Origin of the sequence: Pedobacter sp. N23S346 (assembly GCF_048515415.1) — a bacterium.
Taxonomy (GTDB): Bacteria; Bacteroidota; Bacteroidia; order Sphingobacteriales; family Sphingobacteriaceae; genus Pedobacter.
In genome coordinates, this window is the sequence record NZ_JBLYEE010000002.1 from 339497 (window position 1) to 366439 (window position 26943).

Genomic DNA, 26943 nt, shown 5'->3' on the forward strand with positions numbered 1-26943 from the left:
TAACATATGGAAAATATAGATCCAAAACATACGGAATCAGGAGAAGCTCCTAAACCGATTGAACAAGATTACGAAAATCACAAAGAAGACCCAGGACCAGCCAAGTCAGCTGTAACTGAAAAAGATGAAAACGGTGCAGGTTCTATTTTAAAATGGATTCTGCCGGTTGCCGTAGTTATCGGGTTAATCGTGTGGTTTGCATTAAGAAAATAAGTAGCTTTAGATTAGATTGAAATGCCGGCTGTTGATGCAATCGGCATTTTTTTATGCCTATTTTTCGGGTTTCTACAGAAAGGAAACCTATTTTATTTTAACAATTTAGTTTGATATAAATCAGTGCGTCTATCTTTCAATACTTTAACCGTTCCATAATGATGTAATTCATCAAGAAGGTGAAGATCAACATCAACCACTAATACCATTTCCGTATTCGGCGTAGCTTCTGCTTTGACAGCATTGGTTGGGAAAGCAAAATCTGATGGGGTGAAAACTGCAGATTGAGCAAACTGGATATCCATATTATTTACTTTCGGCAAATTACCCACACAACCTGCAATAGCTACATAACATTCATTTTCAATTGCCCTGGCTTGTGCACAATGTCTAACCCTGGTATAACCATTCTGTGTATCAGTTAAAAACGGAACAAATAAAATCTGCATGCCCTGATCAGCATAAATTCTGCTTAGTTCTGGGAATTCGACATCGTAGCAGATTAAAATTCCAATTTTACCACAGTCGGTATCGAAAACCTGAACTTTATCTCCGCCAATCATTCCATAATATTTTTGCTCATTTGGGGTGATGTGGATTTTTCTATACTCATCTATCTTACCTGTTCTATGGCACAAATAAGTAGCGTTATATAATTTTCCATTTTCGAGCAATGGCATACTTCCTGTAATGATGTTTACATTATAGCTAAGTGCATATTCGTGCATTCTGTCTACGATTTCCTTTGTTTTTTCAGCTAGCTTACGCATCGCTTCAATTTCAGGAAGGTGATTGTAGGGTTGCAGTAATGGGGTGTTAAACAACTCCGGAAACATAATGAAATCTGATTTGTAACCACTTAACGCATCTACAAAGAACTCTACTTGTTCATAAAAAACATCCATATCCGGAAATAAACGCATTTCCCACTGAACTAATCCCAACCTGATCGTCATGGCAGACCTCGCAGAGGCATCTACACCTTGGTAATAGATGTTATTCCATTCAATTAATGTAGCGAACTCTTTCGATTCTTTATCACCCGGCAAATAATTTTTCAAGACTTTCCGAACGTGGAAGTCATTCGAGATTTGAAAAGTTAACGTCGGATCGTAAATTTCTTTTGCTTTAACTTTATCGATGTACTGCCTCGGTGTTAAGGTTTCTGAATAGGTATGGTAACCTGGAATTCTTCCACCAGCGATAATACTTTTTAAATTTAAACTTTCACAAAGTTCTTTTCGGGCTTCGTAAAGTCTTCTTCCTAATCTTAATCCCCGGAATTCCGGATGTACAAAAATTTCGATACCATATAACGTATCGCCGTTCGGATCATGGGTAGAGAAAGAGTAATCGCCAGTAATTAATTTATAGGTGTGGCGGTCGCCATATTCATCGTATTCAACAATTATAGAAAGTGAGCAAGCTACTACTTTATCGTCTACAGCAATACAAACCTGACCTTCCGGGAAAAGATTTAAAAGTTTCGCAATGCTTGATTTTGGCCAGATTGACCCACCCATGCTATCATAGGCTTGTAGCATCGATTCTTTTAAATCAGCATAATCTTCTAGCGTTAGCTTACGTAATTCGATATTCATAATTTGTTGGTTTTACCCTTACTGAACGGATGGGGGCTTTAAATGTTTGATTAAATAAAAAGAATCTTTGATGATTCAGAATTGATTTTTTTACTCTTTTTAAGAATGTTTTATTATTTTAGGTGATGACAGAAAATCAAGTTTCGTATATCATAAGGGGATCTATTTTTAGGGTTTATAATACATTAGGGCCAGGATTACTGGAGTCAGCTTATGAAGCCGCGCTAAAGTACGAAATTCAGAAGTCAGGTTTATTAGTGAGAAGTCAAGTAATTTTGCCAATGATTTATGATGAAATAAGAATTGATGTTGGATACAGGTTGGATTTACTTATTGAAGAACTGGTTGTTGTTGAAATAAAATCGGTGGAAATGATCAGCAATTTACATCATAGGCAATTAATCACATACTTGAAACTATCAGGGTACAAACTTGGGTTGCTGGTTAATTTTAATTCTGGCAACATTGAGAATGGCATATTTCGTAAAGCATACGGGCTATGAAGATTGTTTTTTTTGCATTTTCCATATTAGATTAAGGTAGAATCATATGTTAAATCCATTTCAATCTGCGCTTTAAATTATCTTAGATCTGCGGGAACTAAAATGCTGGTAAAGTTTAACACTCATACTATGATGATTAGTAAATTTTCCCGCAGATTTTCGCAGATAAGAAACGCAGATTTAAAAGGATGTTATAGGTTCACGGTATTTAAGGTCCATTTCGATCAGCGCCTTAAATCATCTTAGATCTGCGGGAACTAAAATGCTGGTAAAGTTCCACACTCATATTATGATGATTAGTAAGTTTCCCTGCAGATTTCGCAGATAAGAAACGCAGATTTAAAAGGAATTATTTTCCAATTTACCTTATACGAGTAATGTTAAAACAATTTCCCCGTTTGCGCAGGATAATTTTTCTTTAAATGTTTGTATGCAGCTTCTGTAACTTCGCGGCCACGGGAAGTACGCATAATAAAACCTTCCTGAATGAGAAATGGTTCGTAAACCTCTTCAATCGTCCCTTCATCCTCACCAACAGCTGTAGCGATGGTTTTTAAACCCACTGGTCCGCCTTTGAATTTGTCGATGATGGTAGTCAGGATTTTATTATCCATTTCATCTAAGCCATGCTCATCTACATTAAGTGCATTTAAAGCATAGTTTGCAATATCGGGATCAATACTTCCAGTCCCTTTTATTTGTGCGAAATCCCTGGTTCGGCGCAGCAATGCATTTGCTATACGGGGAGTACCTCGACTTCGGCGGGCAATTTCAAATGCACCTTCATCACTAATTGGTGTCTTTAAGATGTCTGATGATCTCAAGACGATTGTGGTTAATAATTTTGCATCATAATAAGCTAAGCGACAGTTAATTCCGAACCTCGCTCTTAATGGTGCAGTAAGTAAACCCGAACGGGTAGTTGCACCCACTAAGGTAAAAGGATTCAAAGAAATCTGAACTGAACGTGCATTAGGACCGGTTTCAAGCATGATATCAATCTTGAAATCTTCCATTGCAGAATAGAGATACTCTTCTACCAAAGGCGACAAACGATGAATCTCATCAATAAAAAGAATATCGCCTTCATCCAGGCCAGTTAAAAGTCCGGCCAAATCTCCTGGTTTATCTAAAACAGGACCAGAGGTTACTTTAATCCCGGCGCCCATTTCGTTGGCAATAATGTAGGAAAGAGTTGTTTTACCTAAACCTGGAGGACCATGTAACAGCACATGGTCTAATGCCTCACCACGAAGTTTTGCTGCCTGAACAAAAATCTTCAGGTTCTCCATCACTTTCTCCTGACCAGTGAAATCTTCAAAAGCCTGTGGCCTTAGTACCCTTTCAATATCGCGATCGGTAGGCGTGAGGTTGTTTGCGTCTGGATCAAGATTTTCGTTCATAACGCAAATATAAAATAAAATGCTAAAAAAATTAGGATTTTTTAAATTTATCCGAAACAGTCAAGTCCTTAGATCCAGCGGTGTATTTATAAAAGCCTTCACCAGATTTTACACCTTTTTTACCCGCTGCAACCATATTAACTAATAATGGGCAAGGTGCATATTTTGGGTTTCCAAATCCATCATGCAATACTTTTAAAATCGCCAGGCATACATCAAGGCCGATAAAGTCTGCCAGTTGCAGTGGCCCCATTGGATGAGCCATTCCGAGTTTCATCACCGTATCAATTTCATAAACGCCGGCAACGCCTTCATATAAAGTGTAAATAGCTTCATTAATCATTGGCATCAGGATCCGATTTGCGACAAAGCCTGGATAATCATTCACCTCAACCGGCATTTTTTCCAGATTTCTTGAAAGTTCCATAATAATAGCGGTCGTTTCATCGCTGGTTTGATATCCACGAATCACTTCAACCAATTTCATTACTGGTACCGGATTCATGAAATGCATTCCGATTACCTGGTCACCACGTGAAGTAACGGAAGCAATTTGTGTAATCGATATCGATGAGGTATTTGAAGCGAGGATTGCACCAGCAGGCGCATGCAGATCTAAATCCTTAAATATTTTTAATTTTAAATCAAGATTTTCAGTCGCTGCTTCTACAATTAAATCGGCAGTTGCCACGCCTTCACTTATTAAAGTATAGGTAGTAATATTGTGGAGTGTGACGTTTTTTTGAGCATCAGTAAGTATACCTTTTGCTACCTGTCTATCCAGATTTTTTTCTATTGTTTTTAGGGCCAGGTCTAGAGCGGTTTGATTGATGTCGATCAGATTTACTTTATAATTGAACTGGGCAAACACATGTGCAATGCCATTTCCCATGGTTCCTGAACCGATAACTGAGACGTTTTTAATCATGATGTTATTTTTGGTTAGCTTAAGCAATTTATAGTCCTGCCTATTCCGATAATGTTAAAATCTGTTAATAGAAGCCAGGTTTTAGTTAAATTAAATCTTTAATCGATTCAAACTTTGCATTCGTCGATAGCCGCAATTTTTATTTCCACTTTTTAAATAAATTTGATTCATCAAGCAAACAAAATTAAATTTTAATTGCTACTAAAATAAAATTAGCCGTCACATTTTTTAAAATACGACGTTTATATAAAGTACTTCCTTAAAAATTTAGGTTAGTTAATGATTAGTTAGAAATAGAGGTCCGGCTGGATAGCAGACCTCTATTTTATTTTTAGGATCTTACTAAGGTGCCAATCTCGATTTCACCCATTCATTTTTGATCCATTCGAAATTCACGCGATCGTGCAATCTGCTTCTTCTGCCTTGCCAAAACTCAATTCTTGTCGGTTTTACAACGTAACCACCCCAATGTGCTGGTTTTACAATGGCTTTATCCTCACTTTTAGCTTTTAGGTCATCAAACTTTTCTTCTAAGAAAGACCTGTTGGGAATAACCTGGCTTTGTGGTGAGGCAATGGCACCAATCTGACTGGCGATAGGGCGGGTATTGAAATACTCTTCAGATGTTTCTTTATCGAGTTTTTCTACCGTTCCTTCAATTCTCACTTGTCGTTCTAATTCCGGCCAGAAAAAAACCAATGCGGCATAAGGATTTCTTTTTAGTTCTTTTCCTTTAGCGCTTAAATAATTGGTGAAAAACCTAAACCCTTTATCATCAACTCCTTTTAATAATACGATTCGGGCATCCGGACGGCCAGATTTATCGGCAGTTGCCAATGTCATCACGTTTGGTTCATTAATCTGCGCTTCAACAGCGTGTTCAAACCATTTTTTAAATTGATTAATGGGATTGTTATCTACGTCAGACTCATCTAACGTGGCGCTTTTATAATCTTGGCGCAGGTTTTGTAGAAATTCATTAGTAACTTGCATTTAACAAAAATAGGCATCTTTTACGGTGCAACAAATGATAATCGTCATGCTAAATAATATTAAACCTAAAACAGGCCGCTTATTGATCTCTGAACCCTTTATGTCCGATCCGAATTTTAAGCGATCTGTTTTATTACTTTCGGAGCATGGTGATGAAGGATCTGTAGGTTATATCCTAAATCAGGTGGCAAATGTAATTTTAAAAGATGTAGTGCAGGATTTATGGGATGCAGATAATCACATCTATTTCGGCGGACCTGTAGCTGCTGATACGCTTCACTTTATTCATCGTGCTTACGATAAATTGCAAAGTGGAGAGCCCATAGGAAATGGCTTATATTGGGGTGGTAACTTTGAAACACTTAAAATTTTAATCAATACGAATGCAATTGATGAAAGTGAAATTAAATTTTTTATGGGCTATTCCGGCTGGGAAAATGGCCAGCTGGACCAGGAGTTGGCACAAAATGCCTGGATGGTAAGCGAAGTATCAGATCTTGATCTTATTTTTGGAAATGATGATGAAAAACTTTGGCGAGATGTGATCGTCAATCTCGGTCCAAAGTATGCCCATGTAAGTAATTTCCCGATTGATCCAAGTTTGAATTAAGTTTCAGTTAAACTAATCTATCAATTGTAGATGTTTAACTGAAAACTATTAACTGGAAATTGTAAACTGTTTCATCGCCATATCACTTTTTGAATGCTCTTATGGGCTTTACTGATAATTTCTCCGTATAATTCAGGCTTTCTAGCCTCCAAATAGCGATGACCTCCAGCCTGAACTAATTTTTCCGGATTTAACTCTGCTATTACAAAAGAATCCTCTAGTGATCTACATTCGGCAATTATATCACCAAATGGATCAATAATCATTGAGCATCCGTTTTTTAACTGGTCATCGTCCATCCCAATGGGATTAGAAAAGACTGCGTAAATGGCATTGTCATAAGCTCGTGCTGGCAGCCATTTCATCAGCCACTGCCTTCCTTTTAAACTATCAAATTCTTCACGCAGCTGTATTGCATTTGTTTTTTTATCCTTCCATAATTCAGGATCAACAAAGCCTGCGCCTGGTCTTGTAGATGGTGTACACATGGTTACATGGGGCATAAATATAATTTGAGCCCCAAGTAGTGCCGTCGCACGTACATTTTCAATAATATTGTTGTCATAGCAAATCAAAATACCACATTTCCATCCATGAAGATTAAAAGTTGTATAACTTGTTCCGGCAGAAAGGTTTGGATTAATAAAAGGATGAAGTTTTCTATGTATTGCCACTAAACCTGTTTCATCAACGCAAACATGCGCTTTGTATAAGTTTTCTTCATGATCTTTTTCGAACAATCCTGCCAATATCGTAATCCGATATTTTTTTGCGATAGATATTAATACCTTTATACTTGGACCATCTGGAATAATTTCTGCCAGCTCAAGCATCTGCTCCTTATTTAAATTTCTAGCAAAAGTATAGCCAGTAATGGAGCATTCATGAAAGTTAATTACGTTTGCACCTTTATCTGCAGCTTCCTTCGAGAGTTTTTCTATTACACTTAAATTATATGCTTTATCGTAACTTTTGTTTTCAAACTGTGCTGTAGCAATTTTTAAATTTTTCATTTCATTATCTTAATTGTTAATACGAAGATGAGCAGAAAGCTATTTTAAAAATTGGAAAAAACCGACAATTTGCTAAAGCAAAAGAAAATTAACTGCAAGCAGATTACCATTGTTTTGATATTGCAGTGGCGTTAAGCCAGTAAATTTCTTAAAGATGTTATTTAAATGTGATTGATCATAATAGCCACAACTATAACCAATTGCTGAAATATTTGTATGCTGATTTGCTTGTTTAAGGCATTTGAGTAAGTGCCTGAATCTGACAATATCTGCAAACTTTTTTGGACTCAAACCAATGTGCTCACGAAATTTTCTTTCCAGTTGTCTTTCTGTTGCAGGAACTTCTTTTAGCATTTGTGTTAAACTGCTCATTCCTTTCTTTGCATAAATATGCTGTAGCGAAGTAAATATTATTTTATCATAATGAGTTTTCTGAATACGCAGGTTTAACAAAAAATCTTCAATCAAATTAATAGCTACAATATTTTCTGGTTGCTCCTGAATCTTTTCTAAAAGCAACCGACCTGATTGACCAGTTAGTTCATCAAACGAAATGGTTTTATCATTTACTTCAAAAGCAGCAATATTAAATAATTTAAATAGGGCAAATGGTTGTAAAACAACAATCAGCATATCTGTTTCTGCAGTGGTTGATAAGGTATTAAACTGCGTAATCTGTCCGTATACAAAGCATTTAGGCTGTGCACTAAAATTACCATTTAATTTATTTTTCTGTGAGAAGGGTGTTTTCCGGTGAAAAACAATTCCGGGACTTCCATCAGAGAAAAATCTAAAATCAGGATTTGTACAAACATCACTAGAAAGAATCAGATAGTGTCTAACAATACTGCTCAGAACTGGTGATGGTGGTATTTGCATGAATTACATGGGAATTAAATATAGATTCAAGGTATTTTGAAAATGATTTTTTTAATGAAGGATATTTTTTTCGAAGATTTATATGTTATTTGAATTTTTAAAGCTTAATTCACCTAAGTTTGAAAAGAAAAATAATTAAATTTTCTAACATCCAGATATCAGCCTTTTGGCTTTATTCCATTTCCAAAGCGCTTTCTTCCACTTTTCTTCTTAGTTCATCCTTATAAGCCTGCATTTTTACGGTTAATGATGCATCAGCAGTTGATAAAATTTGAGTGGCCAATAAGCCAGCATTTTTTGCAGCGTTTAAAGCAACTGTAGCCACTGGAATACCGTTTGGCATCTGTAGAATAGATAAAATACTATCCCAGCCATCTATAGAGTTTGATGATTTCACAGGAACACCAATTACAGGCAATGTGGTTATGGATGCCACCATTCCTGGTAAATGTGCAGCTCCGCCAGCACCAGCAATAATTACTTTTAAACCTCTTCCTTGTGCTTCCTTTGCATAGTTAAACATGCGTTCTGGTGTACGGTGTGCAGAAACTACCGTAATTTCATAATTGATTCCAAATTCTTTTAATACATCAGCAGCATCTTGCATTACAGGCAAATCTGATTTGCTGCCCATGATTATTCCTACTAAGAACCCCTCAGCACCTAAAGGGGAATTTGAATTTCCATTGTTCATATCTATCGTGTGATCTATTTATAAGTTAAGTTTTTCCTCGAAAGGATTAGATTTTTATTTTTGACAAGAGTCACCAATTCTTTAGCCACCCTGCATTTCCACATCGCCTGTCAGCTCCCCCTTCAGGGGGCTGGGGGGGTTACGCTATAACCCTTAATGTTTTTTGAACGTATCTCGCTTTCTCGATTGCTTTATCTCTATCAATATCTACGATCGTTACATGACCCATTTTGCGGAACGGTTTGGTATATTTTTTACCATAAAGGTGAACAAACACGCCATCGATAGCTAAAATTTTCTCCAGGTTTTCATATTTAGCCACGCCTTCAGAGCCTTTTTCGCCCAGTAAATTAATCATAACGGCGTTGGTAATGCTGGTGGTATCGCCTAAAGGCAAATTATAAATAGACCTTAAATGCTGCTCAAATTGAGAAACATAATTTCCTTCAATCGTATGGTGACCACTATTATGCGGACGTGGCGCAACTTCATTCACCAGTATTTCTCCATCACTATCAACAAACATTTCAACCGCTAAAATACCTGTGATATTCATTGCTGATGCAATATTTTTTGCGATATTTTCAGCCTTTTGTTGTAAGCTTTCTGCGTAGGTAGAAGGAGAGATCAGAAACTCAACTAAATTAGCTTCTGCATTAAATTCCATTTCAACCATTGGGAAGGTTTTCATGTCGCCTTTTGCATTTCTGGCAACTATTACCGCAACTTCCTTTTCAAAGTCAACCAATTTTTCGATAATGCAAGGCGCATCAAAAGCATCTTTTAAATCATCGGCACTGTTTATCCTCATTACGCCCTTGCCATCGTAACCATCTTTACGCAATTTTAAGATATAAGGAAAAGGAATCAGGCTATTTTCGATATCTTCTCTGGTATTTACAATTTGAAATGGAGAAGTTGGAATATCATTCTCTTTAAAAAATTGTTTCTGAACCCCTTTGTCTTGAATTAAACGAATAACTCTCGACTGCGGAAATACTTTTTTTCCTTCTTTCTCGAGTTGTTCTAATGCTTCTATATTTACTTTTTCTATTTCAATTGTAATTACATCTGCTTTCTTTCCGAAATTATAAACGGTGTCAAAATCTGTGATGGAACCATTTTCAAAATAGTTCGCAATGTGTTTGCAAGGAGCATCCGGGTCAGGATCTAAAACTAAAGAAGTTACGTTGTAGTTGATTGCCTGCTGAATAAGCATTCTACCCAGTTGCCCACCACCTAAAATACCTAATTTTAATTCGCTTATCTGTTTTGCCATGAGGGGTTGAAAATTATGCTAATTTTGTACAAAAGTAACAATTTTAGGTTTAATGATGGATGCAGATGCGATTATTATTGGTGCTGGTGCCTGTGGGTTAATGTGCGCAGTACAGGCTGGTTATCTTGGTAAAAAGGTTATCGTACTGGAAAAGAACGATAAACCCGGAGCAAAGATTTTAATTTCTGGTGGTGGGCGCTGTAATTATACCAACCAATTGGCTACAGCTGAACAATTTATTTCTGCAAATCCACATTTTGTAAAATCAGCTTTTAACCAGTGGACGGTTGAAGATACCATCAGTTTTTTCGAAACATATGGTATTCTGGGTAAAGAAAAGACTTTAGGTCAATTATTTCCAGACGATAAGAATGCAAAAGATGTGGTGGAAATGTTTACGGCTGCTTGTGCAGATTTTGGTCAAGAAATCAGAACCAAGGCAGATGTTAAGGATATTGATGTCTTGGCAGATGGATTTAAAGTTACTTATGAGAAGAACGGGAAGATGATTTCGCTAACTACTGAAAAATTAGTGATCGCAACAGGAGGTTTACCCATTCCAAAAATGGGTGCTACAGATTTTGCTTTGCGTTTTGCCAGGAAACATCAATTGAACATCGTGGAAACCGCTCCGGCATTGGTTCCCTTAACCATTACAGGTAAGGATGAAGAATGGTTTGCGCAACTTTCTGGTAACTCCGTTTTTTGCGAAGTGAGTAATGACGAGATTTCGTTTGAAGAGAATATTCTTTTTACGCACTGGGGTTTGAGTGGTCCGGCTATTTTGCAGATTTCTTCATTTTGGCGGAGGGGTGAGGTGGTTAATTTGAATTTGCTTCCTAACGAAAACATCATCTTGCTACTGGACGAAGAGCGGCGATTAAATGGAAAAACATTAGTCTCTACTTTATTGAATCGTTTTTACACCAAAAAATTAACAGATGCCTTAGGTAAATTTCTACCGCTAAATAAACCAGTTGCTTCGTTAACCAGCACTGAAATCCAATTGATGGATCAAACTATCCATAGGTTTAAGGTGAAGCCTGCCGGAGATAAGGGGTATGATAAAGCGGAAGTGATGCGTGGCGGAATAGACACCAATGAGATTTCATCTAAAACTTTAGAATGTAAGAAGATACCAGGCTTGTTTTTTGGCGGCGAATGTATGGATGTAACGGGGTGGCTTGGTGGTTATAACTTCCAATGGGCCTGGGCGAGTGGGTTTGTGATTGCGCAGAATTTGTAAATACCTCACGATTTTTGTGTTTTTGTGGAAATAAAAATTTACCATATAGCCTATAGTATTTGCCACAGAAACACTGAATACTCAGAAAAATAGTTTTTGGTGGTAAAATATTAAACTTTTACAATTGCGGGAAACGGTTTTTCTTGGTTTCGTGGCAACCTCACTTTAGCTAGATTGTTGTAAACAAGGAGGAGATTGCCGCGGACATAACCGATAAAGGATTGTAGTATGTTTTCGCAAGGACACTCGAGGATAGGAGAAACTACCGTTTTAAACTGACGAAGTTTTCCTTTTCACAGGCCCACTAAACTTCGTAAGTTGATTTCGCTATATAACTTGAGTCTTAGCGAGACGCTACAACCAGATTTTGGCACCAAACTAACATGGTCTTCATTGCAAGAAACGGTTTTTCTCCGTTTTGTGGCAACCTTATTGAGGTTAATATTATGGTAAAAGAGGAGATTGTTATTAATATTACCCAAAGGATTGTAAGATATTAATTAACAACTATTTAATCATTACAAATAAACATTTGGCATAATTTCCCATGCCCAGGGCTTTTTAAAAGTCTTAAAAGTTCTCAGCTGGCTAAAATATAAAACCTCACTGGTTTTTCGGTTGGCGATATCTCTTCTGTGCAAATTTCCAACAGTAGTGAATAATTCACGAGTATTAAAATCATAAATTCTTTCGGTCATGTCACCAGTATTCTGGTTGAAATAAATATTAATGGCATTAGTGAGAAACCAGTCTTTGTTTTGAAATTTAAAAGTATAACCCAATTCCCAACGCCATTCACTGCCACCTCGAAATCTTAAAAATAACTGTTGATCTTTAATTTCGATTTGTTGTAAGGGGTCGCCAAGTTTTCCACCTTCTTCAGAACGTAAGATAAAATCGTTATTCTGTGCAGATAGTTGGTAGTTTCCGGTGGATTTATCTTTGAAATAGATTGCTAAAATCCTTGGCTTTTGTGTCTCTTTTATGATTTCAGAGTTATTATCACCGTAAGTTCGGGTTTCATCAATCATTTTATCCGATTCAAAAATTAAGGCAAAATCTGCAATTCCATCATTATTTAAATCACCATTCGCTGTCTTAATAATTTTCCATTTTGCCAGGTTAAGTTGTTCCACTGATGATGCACGCTGTTTTACTTTTGGGAAAATAAAAGCATTCTGGGCAAAAGAAGTTTGTATAAAAAATATAGATATCAGGAATAGCAAAAATCTCATTTGGTAAATGGTGTTAATATAATTACAAAACGTGATTTTTGTATTTTTAGTTTGCAAATTTTAAGCATCTTGAATTCATTTCAGGTTCTTATTCCAAACTAGCTGCTGATTAAGAAGTCACTACAGATTAACTAAAAACACTAATTCCACCTTTAAAATAAATTCAGCACAGACAGATACTTCTAAAAATCCCGTACTTTTGCATTTTAAATATTCCTTTTGAAGACAGAACTTTTTATCATTACGCCGCCATTTACCCAACTGAATACACCTTATCCAGCGACAGCGTATATAAAAGGTTTTCTTAATACAAAGAACATCAGTTCTACACAAGCCGATTTAGGCATTGAAGTTATCCTTAAAATATTCTCCAAGCAAGGTTTAAAAGATCTCTTTAATGCTGAAAACGAAAAACCATTAAGTGCCAATTCAAAGCGGATTCTTGCACTTCAGGATGAATATTTAAAAACCATCGATTCGGTAATTGATTTCCTTCAGGGCAAAAATCCAACACTTGCTTTACAAATTTGTGGTGATGATTTCCTTCCTCAGGCATCGCGATTTGCGCAATTGGAAGAATTAGATTGGGCCTTCGGTGCGATGGGAACACAAGATAAAGCCAAACATTTAGCAACGCTTTACCTGGAAGATATCTCTGATTTTATAGTAGAATGTGTAGACGAAAATTTTGGTTTTAGTCGCTACGCGGAGCGTTTAGGCAGAAGTGCAAACTCTTTCGATGAACTTTACCATGTCTTAGGGCAGGAGCCAAGTTATATCGACAAAATTTTGATCTCTGTTTTGCAGCCTTACATTGAGACCGTTCAGCCAAAATTGTTTTTGATTTCTGTACCTTTTCCAGGTAATTTATACAGCGCTTTCCGATCTGCCCAATGGGTAAAGAAGCACCACCCTGAAATAAAGATTTCTATGGGTGGCGGATTTCCAAATACAGAACTGCGTTCACTTTCCGATCCACGGGTTTTCGAGTTTTTCGATTTCATCACATTAGATGATGGCGAGTTGCCAATCGAGTTGCTGATCCAGAACATCGGCGGAACGATTCCTGAAGAGATGCAGATGTATAAACGCACATTTTTGCTTCAAGAAGGGGGAGTTGCTTATCGAAATGATTCATTCAGAAAAGATTATAAGCAAGCAGATGTAGGTACGCCAGATTATTCTGGTTTGCTTTTAGATCAATACATTTCCGTAATCGAGATTGTGAACCCCATGCACCGGATGTGGAGCGATGGCCGATGGAATAAACTCACCATGGCGCACGGCTGTTACTGGGGGAAATGTACTTTTTGCGATATTTCTCTGGATTATATTAAAGTTTATGAGCCAGTTCAGGCGAAGCAGATTGTAGACCGGATTGAAGAATTATCTATCAAAACCGGACAAAACGGATTTCACTTTGTAGATGAGGCCGCTCCTCCGGCTTTAATGCGTGAGGTAGCTTTGGAAATTCTTCGTCGAAAATTAGCTGTAACCTGGTGGACTAATATTCGTTTTGAAAAAAGTTTCACCGCTGATTTATGTCTATTGCTAAAGGCTTCTGGCTGTATCGCCGTTTCAGGTGGTTTAGAAGTGGCATCAGATCGGTTACTTAAGCTCATTGAAAAAGGAGTAACTGTTGAACAGGTTGCCCGGGTAACACGAAACTTTACAGCGGCCGGCATCATGGTTCATGCCTATTTGATGTATGGTTATCCTACACAAACCATACAGGAAACGGTAGATAGCCTGGAGATGGTGCGACAATTGTTTGAAGTAGGGGTTTTGCAATCCGGTTTCTGGCATCAGTTCGCCATGACGGCACATAGTCCGGTGGGTTTATACCCTGAAAAATTTGGTGTAATAAAAGATACGGAAATCATCGGAACATTCGCCAATAACGATATCAACTACACCGATAAAACCGGTATAGACCATAACAAATTTAGCTTTGGATTAAAAAAGTCATTGTTCAATTTTATGCATGGAATTTGCTTCGATTATGAACTCCAGGACTGGTTCGATTTTAAAATTCCAAGAACCAAAATTCCTGAAGATTTCATAGAAAAAGCTTTAAATGAGGATCAAAATTTTAACACCAAACCAACAGCAAAGGTAGTTTGGTTAGGTACAAATCCCGAAGCTGAATATTTTACCAAAACTAAAAAAGGGAATTCATGGGAAATTGCTACGCTCACTTTTCATGATAAAAAGCAAACCTTTACCATTCAAACCAATAAAAATGAAGGAGAATGGCTGGTTTCGATTCTCCAGAAAATCAGGGTTGCTTCAGATCAGACTTACTCTTTCCAAGATGTTAAGGCTGATTTTGAACAAGAAATGGAAAACTTCGAATTGTTCTGGTATTCAAAACCTGTAAATACTTTGCGGGAGTTTGGTCTGTTGGTGCTTTAATATTTTGTTTATAAGTTTTCCCGCAGATTACGCATATCTCGCAGATTAAAAACATCTGCGTAATCCCTGTGATTTGCAGGAAATGTTTATTTATAGTCTTAACCGTAAATGTCGAGGTTTTTAATTTCCCGTTTGGGATGAGTCTAAAAGTTTCCCGCATATTACGCATATCTTGCAGATTAAAACATCTGCGTAATCCCTGTGATTTGCGGGAAATGTTTATTTATAGTCTTAACCGTAAATGTCGAGGTTTTTAATTTCCCGTTTGGGATGAGTCTAAAAGTTTCCCGCAGATCCCGCAGATTATAAAACTCTGCGTAATTCTTTTTATTTAATCTGCGGAAAAAATTTAATCACAGTGTGGAACGGTAAACGTCCAGGTTTCTGATTCTCCATTTGGAACGATGTAACCATTTCCTCTTGCATTTTCAAACCACAATTTTCCACGAAGTTTTTCTCGTGTTCCCACTTCATTCATGTTTGCACTGTCATATAAACGACCGTTTATCATCACATATTTAATTTTTTCCGAGTTTCGGATATCATCCAAAGGATTTGCATCCATAATTACTAAATCGGCTAGCTTGCCAACTTCTAATGAACCCAATTCTTTGCTCATTCCTAGATAACCTGCTCCATTTAAAGTGGCATTTCTGATCGCTTGCAAAGGCGTAAATCCACCCTGAACAAACATCCACAATTCCCAGTGTGCACCTAAACCTTGAATTTGCCCGTGAGCGCCCAGGTTTACTTTTGTGCCACCATCCGCAATTTTTTTGGTTGCCTTTGCAATATCAATATGGTTGTAATCACTATATTCTGAAGTAGTTCTGCGTCTCGCTCTCGCATCAATAATCGAACGCGGCGTATAAGTCATTAATTTTTCATTCTCCCAAACGTTGGTACGGTCATACCAATAATTTTCGCCCCACTGACCACCGTAAGCCACGATTAAAGTAGGAGTATAGCCAACTTCAGTGTTGTTCCAAAGCGTAGTTACATCTTTATAAACCGGTAAAACCGGGATGCTGTGTTCAATTCCGGTATGTCCATCGGCAATCATGTTCATATTATGAAAAAAAGTAGAACCACCTTCCGGTACAACTTCCATTTTTAACTGACGTGCAGCCTCCAAAATCTGCTGGCGTTGTTCTCTCCTGGGTTGATTATAAGATTTTACCGAAAATGCGCCAACTGCCTTTAATCGTTTCAAATTAGCAAGTGCATCATCTAAACTATTGATCACTACTTTAAAATCGCCATCGGCACCATATAAAATAGATCCGGTAGAATAAACCCTCGGGCCAATCATTCTTCCTGCTTTGAGCATTTCGCTTTGGCTAAAAACCATTTCCGTATTACTAGATGGATCATGAGACGTGGTGACACCAAAAGCCAGATTGGCCAGGTAACTCCAGTCGTTTTGTGGCGTAATCCCATCGGGACTGGTTCGTAAATGCGCATGCACATCTATAATGCCCGGCATAATGGTTTTTCCATTTAGGTCAATCACTTTTGCATTTGCCGGAATCGTTACGGCATCAGCTTTGCCAATAGCAGAAATCTTATTGCCATCCGTTAAAATAACCCCGTTTTCAATGACTTCGTCACCTTTCATCGAAATAATTCTTGCACCTTTTAGTGCCACCATTCCACTTGGCTTATCTGATTTCAGAATCAAATTAATATCAATTGAAGTGGCTTGCGTTTTAGGCGTGCTGCCATCAAAATTAAAAGCACTATTTACATCGATAGTGAAGTATTTCGGACCCAATGTCCAATGGAGATTTTTACTGTCTGCACTCCACTGAATGTACGTTCCGCCATCCGTAGTTACCTTTGCAACGGGAATAGATTTGTTTCCTGCTGAAGCATCCTGCGCCGCTCCAACATTAATCATTGGCGTGATGTAAACATTAAATAATTCGTTAAAAGCTACCCATTTATTGTCAGGACTGATGACAAACTGATTGGCATATTGCGAAGTGAAGTGCGTTCTCTCATTTCCACCGTTCAAATCAATGCTTTTCAGTACTTTTTTACCATCAGCATAACTTTGGAAATAAATTCGGGTATCTGTGTTGTTAAATTGGGGACGGATGCCATTATCAGAAACCAGCGTTTTAGCTCCGCCATTTGCGCCCATGGTGAAAATTCCGGTTCCACGACCATAATTATAGCCTAAAACATCATTGCCACTTCCTTTTCTGAAAACAATTCGATCGCCCTTTGTAGAATATTGTGGCGAATAATAGAATCCCTTTTCATCACTTAAAGTGATTGTTTTTCCAGATTTCAGATCTGTTCTTTTAATTGCACCTCGAAGTTCATCGCTCCAGGTGGTGTAAACCACAAATTTTCCATCCGGACTAAACGCGGGCTCAAATTCGAAATCCTGGCTATTGGTTAAACGTTCTGGTGTTCCGCCAGATAATTCTTGTTTGTATAGGTATCCGGCTGCATTAAAAATGATTGTTTTGCCGTCAGGCGATGTAGTTAATTGTCTCAGCATCTTTGCAGAAAACTCATTATCAAATACCTGTTGTTCGAAATGTAATGCCTGTTGCACCGTTTGAACGGTATTCGCCTGAAATGGAATAGTAGAATTGATTAATGATACGATCTCTGTTTTTCTGATTTTTCCTTTAGCGTAAAATACGAGACTTTTACCATCTGGTGTCCAGGCGAAGTTCGGATAAACGCCAAAAATAGCCCAGGTTTCTTGTTGATCGTGAGATAAATCTTCGTTTATCGGCCACTCTTCACCAGTTTTAATATTCTGCACAAAAAGCGTCGATTTTAAGCGAACCCGTTTTACAAAGGCGATTAAGTTCCCATCTGGCGAAACTTGTGGACGGCAGGCGCCTCCTTGTTCATTAATCAATGTCGTTAATTTTCCGGTAGTTAAATCCAGCTGGCGAATGGCGTAAATGGTTCCATTTGGATCTTTACTGTATTCGAAATTTGGCCCGGGCGTTACGTCTTCACTAAAATAAACATATCTGCCATCTGGCGAAACATTGGGTTCACCCGCATCCTGCTGATCATTTTTGCGTTTAGTAAGTTGAACACCTTCTCCACCATTTATATTATACATCCACATTTCGCCTGCACCTAAAGATCGCCCTGCGGTAAAGTGTTTACGTGCTACAAGGTACTCGCTGTTTGGCATCCAGGTGGCATTATTTAACAACCTGAAACTTTCTTTAGTTACTTGTTTTTTGTTTGAACCATCGCGGCTCATGATCCAGATATTATCGCCGCCGCTTTTATCGCTGGTGTAAGAAATGTATTTTCCATTAGGACTAAACCGTGGCTGTACATCATAGGCAATGCCGCCACTAATTAATTTAGCCTGACCGCCCGAAATCGGAATGGTATAAATATCGCCCAATAGATCAAAAACAATTTCTTGCCCATCAGGACTTACATCGAGGTTCATCCAGGTGCCTTCATCTGTATTTAGCGTGAAATTCTTGGTTGTGCCCTGATATTTTTCTACATCCCATTTCTTTTCCTGGGCATTTGAACTGAAAAATAGGAGCGTGAGCGCAGAGAGGAAGTAGAAGTTTTTCATTTTATATTATCGGAATAGTTCGTGTATTTTTTGTTGAAGAAGTTTCTTGTCAGGAAGTTGAGTTTGATATTCTGAATCGTGTAATTATTTGAAAGATTTAAAAATTTGAATACGTAGCTGTCTTTGAAAGCGTTTTCGGCATACGGATAAATTTCTCTCACCAGTGGTGAGAGTTTTGTGTTTTTTGTAACAGAAAGCTTAAAAAAAAGACTGCTTATAGGCTTATTTCTTGATAAAAAACCAGCGAACTCTTTTAAAACAGATCGTCTCCCTTCGGCATTTTTAAAGCTTATAATTTCGGTGAACGGAGTTTCCAGCATTTATTTAGGTATTGAACAAAGTTAATAATCTTTTGTAAAAATGGTTTTATGCCAATTGTAAATATACTATTGCTTTACATTTAAATTTTATAGTTTTGGTATCGCCGATTTATGACAGCCATAGAGATTTTACAAAAATATTGGGGTTACTCCGCTTTCCGACCGTTACAGCAAGATATTATCAATTCCGTTTTAGAAGGAAAAGACAGCTTAGCGCTGCTGCCTACCGGTGGTGGTAAATCCATTTGTTTTCAGGTTCCTGCGTTGGTAAAAGAAGGGATCTGCATTGTAGTTTCGCCATTAATTGCTTTGATGAAAGATCAGGTGGAAAACCTCAAATCAAGAGGAATTGAAGCCATTGCCATCTATGCGGGGATGCGGAAAAGAGAGATCGATATCCTGTTAGATAACTGCATTTACGGGAAAATTAAATTTCTATATCTATCTCCAGAAAGATTACTGTCTGAGTTAGTTAGGGTAAGAATTTCTTACATGAATGTTAACCTCATCGCCGTTGACGAAGCACATTGCATTTCGCAATGGGGATATGATTTCAGGCCACCTTATCAGCAAATCGCAAAGCTGAGGGAAATCCATCCAAAGGTACCTGTATTAGCGCTCACCGCCACCGCTACCGCCTTTGTTCGCAGAGATATTGTAGAGAAATTAGAGATGAATGATCCACAGGTGTTTGTTAAAAGCTTTGCCAGAGATAACTTAAGTTATGTTGTTATTAATAAGGAAGATAAATATAAAAAGCTGACAGAAATTTGCAGAAATGTGAAGGGGACAGGATTGGTTTACGTTCGGAACAGGCGGGAAACGGCAGAAGTTTCTAATTTCTTAAACCGCAATCAAATTAAGGCTGATTTTTATCATGCTGGTCTGGAACGTGATGTCCGCTTTCAAAAGCAGGAAGATTGGAAATTGAACAAAATTCGCATTATGGTGGCAACTAATGCCTTTGGAATGGGGATTGATAAGGCCGATGTTCGAACCGTGGTGCATTTAGATTTACCAGAAAGTTTAGAGGCCTATTATCAGGAGGCAGGAAGGGCAGGTCGTGATGAAAAACGCAGTTACGCCGTGTTGTTAGCCAACCAATCTGATATGATGAACCTGGAATCTCGCTATATTGATAGTTTTCCATCTCCTGATGAAATTCGAAAAATATACCATTACCTCGGGAATTACTTTCAGCTTGCCTTTGGAGCAGGTGAAGGTTTAACTTTTACCTTTGATATAGCTGACTTTTGTAAACGATTTAATATTAGTGTTTTAAAAACCCTATCGGCCTTGAAGTTTCTGGAACATGATGGTTACTTAACGTTATCAGAAAGTATTTTTCTTCCTTCCAGAATGATGTTTATTGCCAGTCACGAAGATATTTATCGATTTCAGATCGAAAACAAGGCTTACGATGGAATTATCAAAACGATATTACGTTCTCATGGTGGCGCTTTTGATGGCTTTGTAAGCATTAAAGAAGCAGATTTAGCCAAAAAAACAGGACTTTCATATAAAGAAATTGTTGCCTTGTTAAATAAGTTACAATCTATAGAATTGCTAACCTACATTCAACAAACTGATCAACCACAATTGCAGTATGTTCGGCCTCGTGTAGATATGGATCATTTTGATTTAGATGTAAAATATCTTGAATTTAGAAAGGAAATTCTGCTCAAACAGGTTAATGCAGTAATTAGCTATGCATCTACCAATATCTGTAGGAGTATTCAATTGCTATCTTATTTTGATGAACATCAGGCAGCTAAATGTGGTGTCTGCGATGTTTGTCTGGCAGAAAAGAAAGCAGAAAATGATCTGCAAAAAGATGATGAGATAGATTTCGAAATTGTTTCCTTATTGCAACAGCAACCTTTAAATTTAGATGATCTGGTAACCGGAATAAAAAATGGTTCAGAAAATGATCGCATCGATGCCGTCCGCGAATTATTAGATGCGGGTAAGATTAAAACTGATGGGAAGAAGTACTATCTTTAGATGGAAGATGTGAGAATGGAAAAGGGGAATCGGAGAATTGAAAATTGGTAACTGAGAACTGTAAATTGATAACTATAATTATCGATAATATATTAGTTTTGTAATCATTAAATCAATCTGGGTAATTTAATAATCTGTGTAATCATCCGCGAAGCGAAATACAAATGATAGAAAAAAATAACAAGAAAACCATTCGTTCCTGGGCTTTCTTCGATTGGGCTAATTCGGCTTATAATCTGGTAATTACTTCAACGATTTTTCCTGCTTACTATACCATTATTACCACTACAAAAGAACATGGTGATCAGGTTACTTTCTTTGGCAGAACCTTCGTTAATACTTCGCTTTCCAACTATGCATTGTCTTTTGCTTATTTGATTATGGCTTTAGCCTTACCAATACTTTCATCCATCGCAGATAGAAGAGGGAATAAAAAGTCGTTTATGAAATTTTTCACCTACATGGGTGGTTTGGCTTGTATGGCGCTATATTTCTTCAAGCTCGACACACTCGAAGTAAGTGTTATTTTCTTTGCCATAGCCGCAATGGGATACATAGGTGGTGTATTATTCAGCAACTCTTATCTGCCAGAAATTGCAACAGAAGAGCATCAGGATCGGGTAAGTGCTCAGGGTTTCTCCTATGGATATATTGGTTCAGTAGTTTTGCAGTTAATCTGCTTCTTGTTTGTGCTGAAGCCTGAATGGTTCGGTATTACAGATGCGTCCTTCCCTCCAAGATTATCATTCTTATTGGTAGGCGTGTGGTGGATTGCCTTTTCACAAATTCCGTTTTCGGTTCTTCCAAATGGAACGCCACAGGTAGATAAGATTAAAACTAACATCATTAAAGATGGTTTTAGTGAATTATCAAAAGTATGGCAGCAGCTAAAACAGATCAAAATATTGAAAGGATTTCTTTTCTCATTCTTTTTCTATTCTATGGGCGTTCAAACCATTATGCTCGCTGCAGCAGGTTTTGCAGAAAAAACGCTGAAATTAGGAACGGCAAAATTGATCGCAGTGATTTTAATCATCCAATTAGTTGCTATTCCTGGTGCATTGCTGATGTCTTATCTAGCCAAAAAAACAGGCAATATAAACATCTTAATCATGGTGGTTCTGGTTTGGATCGGCTGCTGTGTTTACGGCTATTATATTACAAATGAGATTCAGTTCTACTCATTGGCGGCAATTGTGGGTTTAATTATGGGAGGGATTCAATCACTTTCCCGTTCAACCTATTCGAAATACCTACCGGCAAATACACCAGATACTACATCATTCTTCAGCTTTTACGATGTAACGGAAAAACTAGCTATCGTAATCGGATTATTTAGCTTTGCTTACATCGAAGATTTAACAGGAAACATTCGTTACTCCATTATTGCTTTAGCATCGTTTTTTATCGTTGGCTTAGTCTTTTTACTAATCTTAAGGAAAAACGAAAGCAAAGAAATAGTAAAGTTGTAAGTTTGCAACCTGAAAAGATTATGAAAGTAGAATTATTTATCCCTTGTTTCGTTGATCAATTATATCCGGAAACTGCTTTTAATACCATGAGGTTATTAGAAAAATCTGGTTGTAAGGTTGAATACAACTCCAAACAAACCTGTTGCGGTCAGCCAGCCTACAACGCTGGTTATTGGGATGAGGCAAAAGACGTGGGAACCAAATTCTTAAATGATTTTTCAGAAAATACTTATGTTGTTGCGCCTTCGGCTTCTTGTGTGGGCATGGTAAAAGGAGGGTATAATGATTTGTTTACCAATACCATTGTTCATAACAAGTGCAGGAATTTACAATCTAATATCTGGGAACTTTCAGATTTCTTAATTAAAGTAGCGAAGAAAGATTATTTCGGAGCGGAGTTGGAGGGTAAAGCCGTTTATCATGATTCTTGCAGTGCACTTCGTGAATGTAAAATTAAAGACGAACCCCGTCAGTTGCTTTCAAAAGTTCATGGACTGGAAATGTTAGAAATGCAGGATACTGATATGTGTTGTGGTTTCGGCGGAACTTTTGCGGTTAAGTTTGATGCCATTTCTTCTGCAATGGCCGAACAAAAGGTAAATCATGCCTTGGCTCAAAATGCCGATTATATTATCTCTACAGATTTATCTTGCTTACTACATCTTGAAGGTTATATTGAAAAAAATAGCCTCCCAATCAAAACCATGCACATTGCAGATGTATTATGTAACGGCTGGCTTGAAAGTACAGAATATTAAATTTTCAATTTCAATAAATCTGCTCTCCCTTCATTAAACCTTTTTAGTACAACTGCCTCTAAAAGCTAAAGAACAAAACATGAAAAAGATAATTTTCGCTTTGATGAGCGTTTTTGCTGTGGTATCTGTAGCAGATGCGCAAAAAAAAACCTCGGGTGCCATTCAGTTTGAAACAACGGTTGATCCAGCTGCAATGGCTGCTGCTAGCGGAATGCAAATTCCAGATCAGATGAAAGCAAGAATGCCATCATCCAGTAAAAGCAATTTCGAGCTATTATTTACGGCCACAAATGCAAGTTACATGCCCGTTGAAGACATGGAAGACAGTAATGGTGCTGGTGGCGGCGGCGGTGGAATGGGTAGGATGATGATGCGCTTCGGTGGAGGTGGTGGTAACCGCGAATATTATTACAGCTTCGCTGATCAAAAACTAACAGAGGTTTTCGATTTGAGCGATACTACCTATTATATGCCTGGCAAATTAACTTTATCCACTTCTGGTCCGATTGGATCGTTTAGAATGGGTAGCGGAAATCCAGGTGATACGGCTAAACCTAAACCAGTTGTGCCTCCAAAAATTGAAATTGTAAAAACAGATGCAACAAAAAAAATAATTGGTTTTGATTGTAAGGAAGTAATTGTCAAATCAACCAGATCAGTTAAAATCCTGGATATGGATAAAGATGTAACCGAAGAAACTCATATCTGGTACACTAATGATTTAGGATTCAATTTTTCTCCAAACCCAAAAATGTGGACGGAAGGTACGGTATTGGCAATCGAAGGCAGAGGCAATTCGACTATCGCGAAAAGCATTGAGTACAGAGGGGTAAGCAGTAAGGATGTTACACCACCTAAAAAAGCCAAATTAATTACAGAAGAGGAATACAAAATTAAAATGGATAACATGATGAAACGATTCAGACAGAACAGGCCGGGTGGAACTGGCGTTCAAAGAATAGTTGTTCCAGGTAACTAAATTTTAATATAATGTTTTGAGAGCCTTTCGGATGTATTTTCGAAAGGCTTTATATCTTAAGGGCTTTGTTTACTAGGAATTTTAGGAGTAGTTTTTTGGCAGTTCCAACGTAAATCCTCCCTCGGACGTCCTCCTGAACTTGATTCAGGATCTGTTATAAAAGAAGTTATTAGAAACATTAAGGCATTAAGCGGCATTTTCGAGTATCTTCTTTGCGAATATTCCAAAATGTCGATGTTTCCCCTTGATCGTCCTCCTGAACTTGATTCAGGATCTGTTATAAAAAAGTTATTAGAAACATTAAGGCATTAAGCGCCATTTTCGAGTATCTTCTATTGCGAATATTCCAAGATGTCGATGTTACCCCTCGAGCGTCCTCCTGAACTTGATTCACTGTTGTCCGGTTAAAGTTTAAACGATCCATTAAATCCTTTAAATCAAGCTAAAAAAGCTGTTTTTATCTCATTTTTAAAAGGTAAGCCCATTGTTTTATAGGTTTCCTAAAAATCTTGCACTAATTCGGCTGTCCGGTAAAAAACTATCATTTTCAGAGGTTTTAATATTTTAAACCGCTCATAGCTTCCATATCCTGCAAAATATTCTTTTGGTTAAGGAATATTGCAGCCATTTGTGATTAGGCTGTCCGGTAAAAATTTGTTCAAAAAGTTTTACCGGACAACAGTGAACTTGATTCAGGATCTGTTCTACTGCAATCAGCCAAATCAATTTCCCTAAAAATATTTTCTGGCGTAAAATAACGTTGAAATAAATTTTCTTATCTTCGCGACAATAAAAAATCACTTTGTATGTGATTTAGAATTCACCATATTTTTAAACCGTTCCGAAATTTTAATACTGGATAAGGAACAAATCATAGTTGTAGATGATTAATATTACTTTACCTGACGGCTCCGTTCGTCAGTATGAACAGGGCACATCTGCCCATCAAATTGCATTATCAATTTCTGAAGGCCTGGCCCGTAACGTTTTAGCTGCCGAAGTAAATGGCGAAGTTTGGGATTCAACACGTCCAATCGAAGCTGATTCTTCTGTAAAATTGCTAACCTGGAATGATGCTTCCGGTAAATCGACTTTCTGGCATTCATCGGCCCACTTAATGGCTGAGGCTTTAGAAGCATTATATCCAGGAACAAAATTCGGTATAGGTCCGGCGATTGAAACCGGCTTTTATTATGATGTAGATTTTGGCGACAAAGAATTTTCTTCGGATGATTTTAAGGCCATCGAAACCAAAATGATTGAACTGGCTAAGCAAAAAGAAACTTTCACCCGTGAAAGTGTAAGCAAAGCTGATGCAATTAAATATTTCACTGAAAAAGGTGACGAATATAAACTGGATCTGATCGACGGTTTGGAAGATGGAAAAATTACTTTCTATTCTCAGGGTCAGTTTACCGATTTATGTCGTGGTCCACACATTCCAAATACTGGTTTTGTTAAAGCAGTAAAACTGATGAATGTTGCCGGTGCTTATTGGCGCGGTGATGAAACGAAAAAACAGTTAACCCGTATTTATGGCGTAACTTTTCCAAAGGCAAGCGAGCTTACTGAATATCTTGCGATGATTGAAGAGGCTAAAAAGCGTGATCACCGTAAACTTGGAAAAGAACTCGAACTATTCGCCTTCTCCGAAAAAGTGGGAATGGGTTTACCGTTATGGTTACCTAAGGGAGCTGCCTTACGTGAGCGCTTGGTTAATTTCTTAACAAAAGCACAAGCCAAAGCAGGTTACGAGCAAGTGATTACCCCTCATATCGGACATAAGAATTTATATGTAACTTCTGGTCACTGGGAGAAATATGGTAAGGATTCGTTCCAGCCGATTAAAACGCCACAAGAAGGAGAGGAGTTTTTCTTAAAACCGATGAACTGTCCGCATCACTGCGAAATCTACAAAACAAAACCACGCTCTTATAAAGATCTTCCGGTTAGGTTTGCAGAGTTTGGCACTGTTTATCGTTACGAACAAAGCGGCGAGTTACATGGCTTAACCCGTGTGCGTGGCTTTACTCAGGATGATGCCCATTTATTCTGTATGCCAGAACAAGTGAAGGAAGAGTTTAAAAAAGTGATTGATTTGGTGCTTTACGTATTTAAGTCGTTAGGATTTGACAACTACACTGCACAGGTTTCGTTGAGAGATCCGGAAAACAAATCAAAATATATCGGTTCTGATGAAAACTGGAGATTATCAGAAAATGCAATTATTGAGGCTGCAGCCGAAAAGGGATTAAATACTGTTGTAGAATATGGCGAAGCGGCTTTTTATGGCCCTAAGCTGGATTTTATGGTGAAAGATGCTTTGGGTAGAAAATGGCAGTTGGGAACCATTCAAGTAGATTACAATTTGCCTGAACGTTTTGAATTGGAATATACCGGAAGTGATAATCAGAAACACAGACCAGTAATGATTCACCGTGCACCGTTTGGTTCACTGGAAAGATTTATTGCTGTTTTGATTGAGCATTGTGCCGGGAATTTCCCTTTATGGCTGAGTCCGGAGCAATTTACGATTCTTCCGATTTCAGAAAAATATGAAGAATATGCAAAAAAAGTTTTAGATGAACTAAATAATTCCGATATTCGCGGGCTGATTGACTTTCGAGATGAGAAAATCGGACGGAAAATCCGTGATGCCGAAGTTAAAAAGATTCCTTATATGCTGATTATCGGCGATAAAGAGATGGCAGAAGGAAAAGTTTCGGTACGTAAACACGGTGAGGGAGATTTAGGAGAAATGACGTTGGAGGAGTTCAACGATTTATTAAAAAAAGAAATAACAGTTTAAATTAAAATAGTT

The 26943-nt window shown here is 37.7% G+C and carries 20 protein-coding genes; 10 read left to right on the top strand and 10 right to left on the bottom strand.

The window, feature by feature from the left end; genetic code table 11:
- Window positions 1-6: 6 nt before the first annotated feature.
- Window positions 7-213: a hypothetical protein gene (locus tag ACN1CD_RS05260; protein ID WP_419129276.1), complete on the top strand. Its 207-nt coding sequence runs from the start codon at window positions 7-9 to the stop codon at window positions 211-213.
- Between the two features lie 92 nt (window positions 214-305).
- Here the strand turns inward: ACN1CD_RS05260 and ACN1CD_RS05265 are convergent, their stop codons facing one another.
- Window positions 306-1814 (bottom strand): GNAT family N-acetyltransferase, encoded by a 1509-nt coding sequence (locus ACN1CD_RS05265; RefSeq protein WP_419129277.1) that lies wholly within the window; start codon window positions 1812-1814, stop codon window positions 306-308.
- 125 nt (window positions 1815-1939) lie between these two features.
- Between ACN1CD_RS05265 and ACN1CD_RS05270 the strand changes: the two genes are divergently transcribed.
- On the top strand, window positions 1940-2317 hold the full coding sequence (locus tag ACN1CD_RS05270) for a GxxExxY protein (RefSeq protein ID WP_419129278.1): 378 nt from the start codon (window positions 1940-1942) through the stop codon (window positions 2315-2317).
- 380 nt (window positions 2318-2697) lie between these two features.
- On the opposite strand, the gene ruvB is transcribed toward ACN1CD_RS05270, so the two are convergent.
- The 3 genes from ruvB to pdxH form a co-directional block, all read right to left on the bottom strand.
- On the bottom strand, window positions 2698-3720 hold the full coding sequence (ruvB, locus tag ACN1CD_RS05275; RefSeq protein ID WP_320462774.1) for a Holliday junction branch migration DNA helicase RuvB: 1023 nt from the start codon (window positions 3718-3720) through the stop codon (window positions 2698-2700).
- Window positions 3721-3751: 31 nt separating this feature from the next.
- The gene (locus ACN1CD_RS05280) at window positions 3752-4651 is read right to left on the bottom strand and encodes a 3-hydroxyacyl-CoA dehydrogenase family protein (protein ID WP_419129633.1); all 900 of its coding nucleotides are present in this window, start codon (window positions 4649-4651) and stop codon (window positions 3752-3754) included.
- 339 nt (window positions 4652-4990) lie between these two features.
- Window positions 4991-5641 carry a pyridoxamine 5'-phosphate oxidase gene (pdxH, locus tag ACN1CD_RS05285; RefSeq protein ID WP_419129279.1) on the bottom strand — a complete coding sequence of 217 codons (651 nt, stop codon included), beginning with the start codon at window positions 5639-5641 and terminating at the stop codon, window positions 4991-4993.
- 46 nt (window positions 5642-5687) lie between these two features.
- Between pdxH and ACN1CD_RS05290 the strand changes: the two genes are divergently transcribed.
- On the top strand, window positions 5688-6251 hold the full coding sequence (locus ACN1CD_RS05290; protein ID WP_419129280.1) for a YqgE/AlgH family protein: 564 nt from the start codon (window positions 5688-5690) through the stop codon (window positions 6249-6251).
- Between the two features lie 71 nt (window positions 6252-6322).
- Here the strand turns inward: ACN1CD_RS05290 and ACN1CD_RS05295 are convergent, their stop codons facing one another.
- From ACN1CD_RS05295 to ACN1CD_RS05310, 4 genes are all read right to left on the bottom strand, one after another.
- Complete coding sequence (locus tag ACN1CD_RS05295; protein ID WP_419129281.1) at window positions 6323-7264, bottom strand: nitrilase family protein; 942 nt, start codon at window positions 7262-7264, stop codon at window positions 6323-6325.
- A 72-nt stretch (window positions 7265-7336) separates the two neighbouring features.
- Complete coding sequence (locus tag ACN1CD_RS05300; protein ID WP_419129283.1) at window positions 7337-8143, bottom strand: DUF6597 domain-containing transcriptional factor; 807 nt, start codon at window positions 8141-8143, stop codon at window positions 7337-7339.
- A 172-nt stretch (window positions 8144-8315) separates the two neighbouring features.
- The gene (gene purE / locus ACN1CD_RS05305) at window positions 8316-8837 is read right to left on the bottom strand and encodes a 5-(carboxyamino)imidazole ribonucleotide mutase (RefSeq protein WP_419129284.1); all 522 of its coding nucleotides are present in this window, start codon (window positions 8835-8837) and stop codon (window positions 8316-8318) included.
- A gap of 139 nt (window positions 8838-8976) precedes the next feature.
- A complete protein-coding gene (locus ACN1CD_RS05310; RefSeq protein ID WP_419129285.1) occupies window positions 8977-10116 on the bottom strand; it encodes a 5-(carboxyamino)imidazole ribonucleotide synthase in 1140 nt (379 codons plus the stop codon).
- 55 nt (window positions 10117-10171) lie between these two features.
- Between ACN1CD_RS05310 and ACN1CD_RS05315 the strand changes: the two genes are divergently transcribed.
- The gene (locus ACN1CD_RS05315) at window positions 10172-11362 is read left to right on the top strand and encodes an NAD(P)/FAD-dependent oxidoreductase (RefSeq protein WP_419129634.1); all 1191 of its coding nucleotides are present in this window, start codon (window positions 10172-10174) and stop codon (window positions 11360-11362) included.
- A gap of 518 nt (window positions 11363-11880) precedes the next feature.
- Here ACN1CD_RS05315 and ACN1CD_RS05320 read toward each other — a convergent pair.
- On the bottom strand, window positions 11881-12597 hold the full coding sequence (locus ACN1CD_RS05320) for a hypothetical protein (protein WP_419129286.1): 717 nt from the start codon (window positions 12595-12597) through the stop codon (window positions 11881-11883).
- A gap of 219 nt (window positions 12598-12816) precedes the next feature.
- Here ACN1CD_RS05320 and ACN1CD_RS05325 point away from each other — a divergent pair, with 219 nt between their 5' ends.
- Complete coding sequence (locus ACN1CD_RS05325) at window positions 12817-15012, top strand: B12-binding domain-containing radical SAM protein (RefSeq protein ID WP_419129287.1); 2196 nt, start codon at window positions 12817-12819, stop codon at window positions 15010-15012.
- Window positions 15013-15361: 349 nt separating this feature from the next.
- Here the strand turns inward: ACN1CD_RS05325 and ACN1CD_RS05330 are convergent, their stop codons facing one another.
- A complete protein-coding gene (locus ACN1CD_RS05330) occupies window positions 15362-18589 on the bottom strand; it encodes an amidohydrolase family protein (RefSeq protein ID WP_419129288.1) in 3228 nt (1075 codons plus the stop codon).
- A 431-nt stretch (window positions 18590-19020) separates the two neighbouring features.
- On the opposite strand from ACN1CD_RS05330, the gene ACN1CD_RS05335 reads away from it, so the two are divergent.
- The 5 genes from ACN1CD_RS05335 to thrS all read left to right on the top strand — a co-directional run bounded on the left by ACN1CD_RS05335 (window position 19021) and on the right by thrS (window position 26931).
- Entirely contained in the window at window positions 19021-20913 is a 1893-nt protein-coding gene (locus ACN1CD_RS05335) for a RecQ family ATP-dependent DNA helicase (RefSeq protein ID WP_419129289.1), read from the top strand.
- A gap of 164 nt (window positions 20914-21077) precedes the next feature.
- Entirely contained in the window at window positions 21078-22385 is a 1308-nt protein-coding gene (locus ACN1CD_RS05340) for an MFS transporter (RefSeq protein ID WP_419129290.1), read from the top strand.
- A 20-nt stretch (window positions 22386-22405) separates the two neighbouring features.
- Complete coding sequence (locus tag ACN1CD_RS05345; protein WP_419129291.1) at window positions 22406-23143, top strand: (Fe-S)-binding protein; 738 nt, start codon at window positions 22406-22408, stop codon at window positions 23141-23143.
- 79 nt (window positions 23144-23222) lie between these two features.
- Window positions 23223-24122 (top strand): hypothetical protein, encoded by a 900-nt coding sequence (locus ACN1CD_RS05350; RefSeq protein ID WP_419129292.1) that lies wholly within the window; start codon window positions 23223-23225, stop codon window positions 24120-24122.
- A gap of 883 nt (window positions 24123-25005) precedes the next feature.
- Window positions 25006-26931, top strand: coding sequence for a threonine--tRNA ligase (gene thrS / locus ACN1CD_RS05355; protein WP_419129293.1), 1926 nt, complete (start codon window positions 25006-25008; stop codon window positions 26929-26931).
- Window positions 26932-26943 lie beyond the last annotated feature (12 nt).

What these genes read in the sequence shown, in the direction of transcription:
- ACN1CD_RS05335 (WP_419129289.1), top strand. Translation starts at nt 19,021, where the DNA reads ATGACAGCCATAGAGATTTTACAAAAATATTGGGGTTACTCCGCTTTC.
- ACN1CD_RS05310 (WP_419129285.1), bottom strand. Translation starts at nt 10,116, where the DNA reads ATGGCAAAACAGATAAGCGAATTAAAATTAGGTATTTTAGGTGGTGGG.
- ACN1CD_RS05320 (WP_419129286.1), bottom strand. Translation starts at nt 12,597, where the DNA reads ATGAGATTTTTGCTATTCCTGATATCTATATTTTTTATACAAACTTCT.
- ACN1CD_RS05330 (WP_419129288.1), bottom strand. Translation starts at nt 18,589, where the DNA reads ATGAAAAACTTCTACTTCCTCTCTGCGCTCACGCTCCTATTTTTCAGT.
- ACN1CD_RS05295 (WP_419129281.1), bottom strand. Translation starts at nt 7,264, where the DNA reads ATGAAAAATTTAAAAATTGCTACAGCACAGTTTGAAAACAAAAGTTAC.
- ACN1CD_RS05315 (WP_419129634.1), top strand. Translation starts at nt 10,172, where the DNA reads ATGGATGCAGATGCGATTATTATTGGTGCTGGTGCCTGTGGGTTAATG.
- ACN1CD_RS05270 (WP_419129278.1), top strand. Translation starts at nt 1,940, where the DNA reads ATGACAGAAAATCAAGTTTCGTATATCATAAGGGGATCTATTTTTAGG.
- pdxH (WP_419129279.1), bottom strand. Translation starts at nt 5,641, where the DNA reads ATGCAAGTTACTAATGAATTTCTACAAAACCTGCGCCAAGATTATAAA.
- ruvB (WP_320462774.1), bottom strand. Translation starts at nt 3,720, where the DNA reads ATGAACGAAAATCTTGATCCAGACGCAAACAACCTCACGCCTACCGAT.
- ACN1CD_RS05290 (WP_419129280.1), top strand. Translation starts at nt 5,688, where the DNA reads ATGCTAAATAATATTAAACCTAAAACAGGCCGCTTATTGATCTCTGAA.
- ACN1CD_RS05300 (WP_419129283.1), bottom strand. Translation starts at nt 8,143, where the DNA reads ATGCAAATACCACCATCACCAGTTCTGAGCAGTATTGTTAGACACTAT.
- purE (WP_419129284.1), bottom strand. Translation starts at nt 8,837, where the DNA reads ATGAACAATGGAAATTCAAATTCCCCTTTAGGTGCTGAGGGGTTCTTA.
- ACN1CD_RS05260 (WP_419129276.1), top strand. Translation starts at nt 7, where the DNA reads ATGGAAAATATAGATCCAAAACATACGGAATCAGGAGAAGCTCCTAAA.
- ACN1CD_RS05345 (WP_419129291.1), top strand. Translation starts at nt 22,406, where the DNA reads ATGAAAGTAGAATTATTTATCCCTTGTTTCGTTGATCAATTATATCCG.
- ACN1CD_RS05350 (WP_419129292.1), top strand. Translation starts at nt 23,223, where the DNA reads ATGAAAAAGATAATTTTCGCTTTGATGAGCGTTTTTGCTGTGGTATCT.
- thrS (WP_419129293.1), top strand. Translation starts at nt 25,006, where the DNA reads ATGATTAATATTACTTTACCTGACGGCTCCGTTCGTCAGTATGAACAG.
- ACN1CD_RS05265 (WP_419129277.1), bottom strand. Translation starts at nt 1,814, where the DNA reads ATGAATATCGAATTACGTAAGCTAACGCTAGAAGATTATGCTGATTTA.
- ACN1CD_RS05340 (WP_419129290.1), top strand. Translation starts at nt 21,078, where the DNA reads ATGATAGAAAAAAATAACAAGAAAACCATTCGTTCCTGGGCTTTCTTC.